The sequence below is a fragment of the Arcobacter cryaerophilus gv. crypticus genome (assembly GCF_002993025.1).
In the GTDB taxonomy this organism is placed as follows: Bacteria; Campylobacterota; Campylobacteria; order Campylobacterales; family Arcobacteraceae; genus Aliarcobacter; species Aliarcobacter cryaerophilus_B.
Genome location: NZ_NXGI01000012.1, coordinates 23,808 through 31,734 on the forward strand (window position 1 = coordinate 23,808; position 7,927 = coordinate 31,734).

General features: G+C 26.7%; 8 protein-coding genes. 3 read left to right on the top strand and 5 right to left on the bottom strand.

Annotated features, from left to right (window positions below; translation table 11 throughout):
- Positions 1 to 14 precede the first annotated feature (14 nt).
- Complete coding sequence (locus CJ670_RS06070; RefSeq protein ID WP_105939271.1) at positions 15 to 746, bottom strand: ferredoxin-thioredoxin reductase catalytic domain-containing protein; 732 nt, start codon at positions 744 to 746, stop codon at positions 15 to 17.
- A gap of 82 nt (positions 747 to 828) precedes the next feature.
- Positions 829 to 1,194: a hypothetical protein gene (locus CJ670_RS06075; RefSeq protein WP_105939272.1), complete on the bottom strand. Its 366-nt coding sequence runs from the start codon at positions 1,192 to 1,194 to the stop codon at positions 829 to 831.
- Between the two features lie 98 nt (positions 1,195 to 1,292).
- Here CJ670_RS06075 and CJ670_RS06080 point away from each other — a divergent pair, with 98 nt between their 5' ends.
- Positions 1,293 to 3,653 carry an ATP-binding protein gene (locus CJ670_RS06080; RefSeq protein WP_105939273.1) on the top strand — a complete coding sequence of 787 codons (2,361 nt, stop codon included), beginning with the start codon at positions 1,293 to 1,295 and terminating at the stop codon, positions 3,651 to 3,653.
- A gap of 12 nt (positions 3,654 to 3,665) precedes the next feature.
- On the opposite strand, the gene CJ670_RS06085 is transcribed toward CJ670_RS06080, so the two are convergent.
- From CJ670_RS06085 to CJ670_RS06095, 3 genes are all read right to left on the bottom strand, one after another.
- Positions 3,666 to 4,268, bottom strand: coding sequence for a YiiX/YebB-like N1pC/P60 family cysteine hydrolase (locus tag CJ670_RS06085; RefSeq protein WP_105939274.1), 603 nt, complete (start codon positions 4,266 to 4,268; stop codon positions 3,666 to 3,668).
- 84 nt (positions 4,269 to 4,352) lie between these two features.
- Positions 4,353 to 5,399 (bottom strand): CNNM domain-containing protein, encoded by a 1,047-nt coding sequence (locus tag CJ670_RS06090; RefSeq protein ID WP_105912068.1) that lies wholly within the window; start codon positions 5,397 to 5,399, stop codon positions 4,353 to 4,355.
- Positions 5,396 to 6,538, bottom strand: a complete 1,143-nt coding sequence (locus tag CJ670_RS06095) for a hypothetical protein (RefSeq protein ID WP_105939275.1) — start codon at positions 6,536 to 6,538, stop codon at positions 5,396 to 5,398. The genes CJ670_RS06090 and CJ670_RS06095 overlap by 4 nt, the downstream gene beginning before the upstream one ends.
- Positions 6,539 to 6,616: 78 nt before the next feature.
- On the opposite strand from CJ670_RS06095, the gene CJ670_RS06100 reads away from it, so the two are divergent.
- Both CJ670_RS06100 and CJ670_RS06105 read left to right on the top strand, forming a co-directional pair.
- Positions 6,617 to 6,940 (top strand): DUF6172 family protein, encoded by a 324-nt coding sequence (locus tag CJ670_RS06100; protein ID WP_105939276.1) that lies wholly within the window; start codon positions 6,617 to 6,619, stop codon positions 6,938 to 6,940.
- Positions 6,941 to 7,013: 73 nt separating this feature from the next.
- Positions 7,014 to 7,927 (top strand): serine hydroxymethyltransferase (locus CJ670_RS06105; RefSeq protein ID WP_105939425.1); only part of this gene is annotated, 914 nt, incomplete at its 3' end.

Sequence of the window (7,927 nt, forward strand, 5' to 3'; positions counted from 1 at the left end):
AAAAGAGCCAAATTTTATTTTGGCTCACCTCTTAAAGTTTCACCACCAAAACTCATAATCCCATAATCAAGATTTACAACTTTTGAAAATCCCATATTTAGCATTATTTTTTGGCAGTAAGCACTTCTACTTCCGCTGTGACAATATAAAATTATAGGTATATCTTTTTTATCATTTATTTGCTCTAAAGCGTTATAAAAACTAGTTGTTGGAACTAAAAAATCAGCACCTTTTATTCGTATATTAACCCACTCCATCCACTCTCTTGTATCTACTAAACAAAAGTTTACAGCACCCTCATCTCTAGCTTCTAAAAGTGCTTCAAGTTCTATAGAATTTATCTCATCATTGTTAAGTAACTCTTCACACTCTTTTTTTGTCAAACCTCTAAAATGTGTAGTAATAGCCTCTTTTGTATCAATATTCAAAAGCAATTCATGGGCTTTTTCTTTTGTACAATAAATTCCACAATGACAACTTCCATTTTTGGGTATCTCACTACTCAAAGCTGGTACACATGGACAAAGTCTATTTTCATTTTCATTTTCTACTACCATAAAACATGGGCAATATCTTTTTCCATAAATAAGCATATTTCTAGCCAATCCCATTTGTACAGACAAATTAACTTCATCGTCAGGATTAAAAACAAAATCATACTTTTTTAATACATCTTTTGTAAAATCTTTTGTATTTTCTAGTTCATTTTGGAAAACTAAAGAGTTAATATCAATTTTTTTTATCATTTATAAACCTTTTAAAATAAGGCAAAATTATAATAAGTTTTAGAGTAGATTTGGCTTAAAAATTCTTTTTAAGCCAAATTTTTTAAGATTCAGCCTCTGCTTTTTGTAGTGACATCATTTGAGCTTTTACTCGCATCATATCTTCTGTAGGATATTGATTTTCAACAGATCCTCTTTCAACTCTTACAAAAAAATCTTTAGAGCCAGTATTAAATCCAAAATTTGTATTTGAAAGCGTAACTTCAAATTTACTATTTGAAGTTGATTCATTTTGTGCTTTTTGTACATCAGAGTTTTCTTTTGCCTGATCTATACTTTTCTTTTGAATCTCTTTTAACTCTTTTTGTTCATCAGTTTTTACTGAATTTGAAGTAGATCTTACCTGCTGCATCTCTACAGCTTTGTTATCCTTGAACTGATCAATTTTTGGGATATTTCCAAGTTCCATAAATACTCCTTTTCTTAAATTTAGCTAATTATACTATATATTTTTAGAAAAAGCATTTTATTTTGTTATAATATTTCAAACTTTATTTAGGGATATTTATGAATAGCACTTTTGATTACGAAAAACTAAAACTTTTTTATATTGGAAAAGAAAAAATTGAGGGTCAAATTACACCTTTGGTTTATCAAAACAAAGATTTATTGACTCATGCTGCAATTATTGGAATGACTGGAAGTGGTAAAACAGGACTTGGAATTACTCTTTTAGAAGAAGCTGCTATTGATGCAATACCATCAATTATAATTGACCCAAAAGGTGATATGACAAATCTTCTTTTAAATTTTCCAGAATTAAATCCAAATGATTTTGAACCTTGGCTAGATGATAGTGAAATATCAAACAGTGGATTAACAAAAGAAGAGTTAGCTATAAAAGTTGCAAATAGCTACAAAGAAGGAATACAAAGAGATTTTCAAGATATAAATAGAGTAAAAAAACTAAAAGATAGTGCTGATTTTACAATCTACACTCCAGGAAGTAGTGCTGGAATTCAAGTATCAATTCTTTCATCTTTTAAAGCACCTACTATAGAGATTTTAGAAGATATGGAGTTATTTTCAAATATTATAAACTCAACTGTACACTCAATTTTATCTTTAATAGATAACAAAAGCGATGAAACATCAAAAGAGTCAATTCTTCTAGCATCTATTTTTACAAGCTATTTTAAAGAACAAAAAGATTTAACTCTAGAAGAGTTAATAACTTTAATAGTAACTCCACCTTTTTCAAAAATTGGAGTTTTTGATTTGGAGACTTTTTTTCCTCAAAGTGATAGATTAAAATTTGCACTAAAAATAAATACAATTATTGCAAGTCCATCTTTTAGCACTTGGCTTGAAGGTGAGAGTTTAGATATCTCAAAAATGCTATATAGCGAAAGTGGAAAAGCCAAAGTAAATATTTTTTCAATCGCACATCTAAATGACTCACAAAGAATGTTTTTTGTAACAATTTTACTAAATCAAATATTAGCTTGGATGAGAAGACAAGAGGGAACTACATCTTTAAAAGCCCTACTTTATATGGATGAGATTTTTGGATATTTTCCACCACAAGCAAATCCACCATCAAAACAACCAATGCTAACACTTTTAAAACAAGCAAGAAGTTTTGGAATAGGAGTTATTCTTTCAACTCAAAATCCAGTAGATATTGATTACAAAGGATTATCAAATATAGGAACTTGGTTTATAGGAAGACTTCAAACAAAACAAGATATAGAAAAAGTAATAGATGGTTTAAGTAGTGCTAGTGAAAATGGATTAAATAAACAAGAGTTATCTTTGGCTTTAGGAACACTTGCTAAAAGAAATTTTATTATGAAAAATATAAATGAAGAGAGTATTAAAATTTTTGAAACAAGATGGGCACTTTCATATTTAAAAGGTCCTTTAAGTAAAGATGCAATAAAAAAACTAATGCAAAATAAAAAATCCCAATATTCTACAAAAACAGAAGAAGAGATTAAACCAAATGAACCATTTATTGATGTTTCAAAAGGAAAATCAAAACCTATAATAGTAAGTAATATAAAAGAAAAGTATAGTTATAGCTCTCAAAACAATGCTTACTATATGCAAGGTTATTTGCTTTTTTCTTGTAGTGTTCACTATCTTTATACTCTAAAAAATGTAGATTTAAAAGAACAAATAAATTTCAAAATATATTTGGATGAAAATGCTACAAATATAAACTTTGATGAAAGAGAAGATATTTTAACTGATAATTTTGATGAAAAAGAGAAAACAAACTCATTTTACTATGAACTTCCAAGCTTTATTCAAAATGAAAAAGAGTTGAAACTTTTGGAGAGAAGTTTTGCTGATTATGTATATAGAAATTTCAAATTAACTCTATATAAAAATGATATTTTAAAAATATCATCAAAACAATATGAGAGTTTAGATGATTTTAAAATAAGAATACAAGATAGATTAAACGAACAAATTGATGAAAAAATAGAAAATCTAAAACAAAAGTTTGAAAAAGAGAATACTCTTTTGGAACAAAAAATAGCAAAACTTTTTGAAAAATTAAAAAAAGAGGAACAAGATGCTCTTAGTGCTACGACAAATAGCATAATATCTATTGGAACATCAATTTTGGGGGCTTTTTTCGGAAAATCTAGCAAAACAGCAATTATTTCAAAAGTAGCTACAAGCTCAAAAGGTGTAAACAGAGCTTTAAAAGAAAGAGGCGATATAAAAAGTGTTGAAGGTGAAATAGATGCTCTTCAATATTTGCAAAATGGACTAGAAGATAAGCTAAAAACTGAAATAGAAAAAATAAATGATGAGTTTAATATTTCAAAATACACAATAGATGAGTTTTTTATAAAACCAAAAAGAACTGATATTTATGACCTTAAAATAGAGCTACTTTGGCAAGAGCAGTAAATATTAAGAAATCTAAAACTTAAAATCTATTTCAAATTTTTTTTCTAGTTTTGGATTTTTTATAATACTATTTATAGAAATCTCATCTTTATCATAAAAACTACTCAAATATGTATATAAATCTTCACCAAAAAGTTTAAAATATATATAATTTATAAGTTCTGTAGAGTACAATTTATCGTTATTTAGATAAAAATCATAGTCAAATTTAGTATTTGATTTTTGTAAATCATTTATAATATCTGATAATTTTTTTACATCTATCTCTTTTTCATATCTATAAACAGCTATTTTAGTTGAGAAATTTACAAAATCATTAAAATCTGATATTTTTAAATCATCATTTTTTTCATCTATTTCTATATGAACAACTTTAAAACCATATTTTGTATCAATAATAAGTCCAATTTGAGAATAACCAGAAGAGTCAAAAGTTGCTATAAAATTACTTAATTCATTATCTTCTTTTTTTACAATAATATCTCCACTTTGAAGATTTATCTCTTTTTTTATATTTTCAATAGATAAATCTTCTTTACTTTTACTAATAAATTTTTTTGCTTCAAAAGAAGCAAATGTTAGTAAAAAAAGTATTGCTACAAGTCTAATTACCATAATTTTTAAAATATTTCCATATTTAAAAAGTAAAATACTCTAGTAAAATTTATATCTTTGTTTAAGCTATTCATACTTACCATTTTATACTCTTTGTAATCTTTGCAATCTCTTGTTTTCATCTTTTGCAAACTCTTGCATATCTGTAACTTGATCCATCTCATCAACAATTTCAATACCAAGCATTGTTTCCAAAGTATCTTCAAGTGTTACAATTCCACTTGTTTGTCCATACTCATCTTGAACAACAAATAGATGCATTTTCATTCTAATAAACATATCAAATAAAACTGATACAGATAAATTTTCTGGAACCTTGTGAACAGGAACCATAATATCTTTTAAAAGAGTATTTTTCTTCTTTTTTACTCTTTTTTCTAAAATTGTTTGTTTAAAAACCATTCCCATAATATCGTCTATTGATTCATTATATACAGGTATTCTTGAGTAAACATATAAATTATCATTTAAAAGAGCCTCTTTTACAGTTGTTTTAGAATCAAAAGCAAATACAACAGTTCGTGGAGTCATAATATCTTTTGCTTTAATATTTCTTAGTTTGAATAAGTTTTTTATTAAAATACTCTCTTTTGCTTGTAAAATACCCTCTTTTTCACTCATATCTACTATTGTAATAATTTCATCTTTTGAAAAGTTTGCCTCATTTTTTCTACCTTTTTGTAAAGCATTTGTTATAAAAGTAGCAAGAAAAATAAAAGGATATGTAATTTTAACCATAAACGATATTATATAAGCAGCTGGAACTATAAATTTTCTCCAATAAATAGCACCAAGAGTTTTTGGAAATATCTCAGATATAAAAAGTACCATTAAAGTTAAAACAAAAGCAATCACAGCTTGCCAATTTGAACCAAAAATAATAGCAGCTTGCGCACCAACACCAGCTGCTCCCATAGTATTTGCAAAAGTATTTAATGTAAGAATTGAAGATATTGATTTATCAATATTTTGTTTTACATCTTTTGCTAAATCAACAGTTTTTGGACTATAACCTTTTTTATCTAAGCTCTCAATATACGAAGATGTTGAAGATAAAAGTGTAGCTTCAAGCAGTGAGCACATAAATGATAAAATAAGTGTTAAAAGTAAATAGGTAACAAGTAGTGTCATTTTTTAAATTCAATTATTGAAATATTTTTTGAAATATGATTTATATCTTTTGCATTTAAAAGATGTTTTTCTTCTAAAACTTTTGAAAAAAATCTTACTTCTGCATTTGTAAAACCATCTGGTTCTTTCTCTTTTATAGATGGTGCTTGAGCATCTTCTAATCTTATTCTATATAATTTTTTATTTTTTAATTTTGCATAATACACTATATCAATTTGAGTTTGAGTAACTTTTTCTAAAGTTACAAAAACTCTATTACTTTCTAACTCCATTTCAAAATCTTTGTAAAACTCTCTAAAACAATCTATATTTAAATATCCAATATATAATTTTGTATAAATATCAAAATATAAATTCATTTTAGAATTTGAGAAAAAACTTAAATCAATTTTAAATTTTGGATTTTTTCGAGCACCATTTAAAATCCACTCCAAAGTTGGAAAATATGCAAATTTTTTATATTTTAAACTAAAAGCTTCTAAATATTTCTTATTTTCTGGAGCTTTTAATGTTTGCAAATCATTTTTAACTTTTTTAGCAAAAATGATTTTTTCTATTAAATCTTCATCATCTAAATCTTTTGTTACCCAAATAGTCGCATATGATGGAAAGTTGTTTAAACCAATAGAACCAGCTGTCAAGACAATCAAAGCATTTATCTCCAAATATGGAAATATCATCTTTAAAAGTGCATATTTTTTTGCAAGTCTTTTATTTAGACTTGAAGTCTTTTTTGAAGTACTCATCTCTACAAAATATAGCTTATTTTCAGTAAAAAACATTGCATCAAATTCGCTTATATCTTTATATGCTGATTTAAAAACTATTTGTGAAGTTCTATCTATTAAAAGTCCACTTTTTATAAACTTGTTTTCCATATCTTGATATGGACCTTTTAGTACAAAACCTTTTATATCATCATTATTTAAAGCATAATCCATCAAAAGTTCATATATTATATTTTCATAAACCTCACCTTTAAAACTGCTATGAGCTGTAATATAAGATATATTATCTTTTGAAATATTATTTTTAAATAGTGATTTTAAGGTTTTACTGTCGTAAGAATAGTGAAAAAGATTATCTTTTAACTCACCTATTTCTAAATTTTTTATCTTATTTGTAATTTTAAACTGCAAATCTTCTCTTTTTTCATAATATCAATGATTATATCAAATATTTCTTGATATAATCCACTTTTAATAAAAGGATGTAAAATGAAAAAACTATTTTTAATAGATATACCAAACAAAACAAGAGAAAGACAAATTGATAGTATCAAAAATGATTTACGAAAATATATAAAAAGAGAAAAAAGTAAAAAACTACCAATTGGTTTCAACTCTTGGTTTTTTGATTGTAAATTTGGACAAACAAAAGAAGATGCAAAAGATATAAACTTTGCTGATGTTATGAAGAATGTAGATTTAGCTCAAAGCGAGAACTACCCTAGTTTTTATCTTGAAATTGTTGCAAAAGCAATATTTAGAGAAAAAAAATTATCTAATGATGCTAATGATGATGAAATTTTAGAAGATTAATATTTAGCAATTTTTGGATTGTTTATAATTTGCAATTTTGTTAAAATCTGAAAAATAAAAATTGGAGAAATAAATGAACTACATAACAAACGATAATTTAGAAGTAGCAGATAAAGAAGTATTTGATATAGTTGAAGCAGAACTAAAAAGACAAACGAATCATCTTGAGATGATTGCAAGTGAGAACTTTACATCTCCAGCAGTAATGCAAGCAATGGGTAGTGTATTTACAAACAAATATGCTGAAGGTTATCCATATAAAAGATATTATGGTGGATGTGAATTTGCTGATAAAGTAGAACAACTTGCAATTGATAGAGCTTGTGAAATATTTGGATGTTCTTATGCAAATGTTCAAGCTCATAGTGGAAGTCAAGCAAATGGTGCTGTATATGCAGCACTTCTTAAAGCTGGTGATAAAATCTTAGGAATGGATTTATCTCATGGTGGACATTTAACTCATGGAAGTAAACCAAGCTTTTCAGGGCAAAACTACTCTGCATTTTATTATGGTGTTGAACTTGATGGAAGAATCAATTATGATAAAGTAGAAGAGATTGCAAAAATTGTTATGCCAAAAATCATTGTATGTGGTGCAAGTGCATATGCAAGAGAGATTGATTTTAAAAGATTTAGACAAATAGCAGACTCTGTTGGAGCTATTTTATTTGCTGATATTGCTCATATTGCTGGTTTAGTAGCTGCTGGTGAGCACCAAAGTCCATTTCCTCATGCTCATGTTGTAACAACTACTACTCATAAGACTCTAAGAGGTCCAAGAGGTGGTATGATTATGACAAATGATGAAGATATTGCTAAAAAAATAAATAGTGCAATTTTCCCAGGACTTCAAGGTGGACCACTTGTTCATGTAATTGCTGCTAAAGCTGTTGCATTTAAAGAGATACTTGATCCAAAATGGAAAGATTATGCAAAACAAGTAAAAGCTAATGCAAAAGTACTAGGAGAAGTTCTAGTAAGTAGAGG

What these genes read in the sequence shown, in the direction of transcription:
- CJ670_RS06070 (WP_105939271.1), bottom strand. Translation starts at nt 746, where the DNA reads ATGATAAAAAAAATTGATATTAACTCTTTAGTTTTCCAAAATGAACTA.
- CJ670_RS06080 (WP_105939273.1), top strand. Translation starts at nt 1,293, where the DNA reads ATGAATAGCACTTTTGATTACGAAAAACTAAAACTTTTTTATATTGGA.
- CJ670_RS06100 (WP_105939276.1), top strand. Translation starts at nt 6,617, where the DNA reads ATGAAAAAACTATTTTTAATAGATATACCAAACAAAACAAGAGAAAGA.
- CJ670_RS06085 (WP_105939274.1), bottom strand. Translation starts at nt 4,268, where the DNA reads ATGGTAATTAGACTTGTAGCAATACTTTTTTTACTAACATTTGCTTCT.
- CJ670_RS06090 (WP_105912068.1), bottom strand. Translation starts at nt 5,399, where the DNA reads ATGACACTACTTGTTACCTATTTACTTTTAACACTTATTTTATCATTT.
- CJ670_RS06075 (WP_105939272.1), bottom strand. Translation starts at nt 1,194, where the DNA reads ATGGAACTTGGAAATATCCCAAAAATTGATCAGTTCAAGGATAACAAA.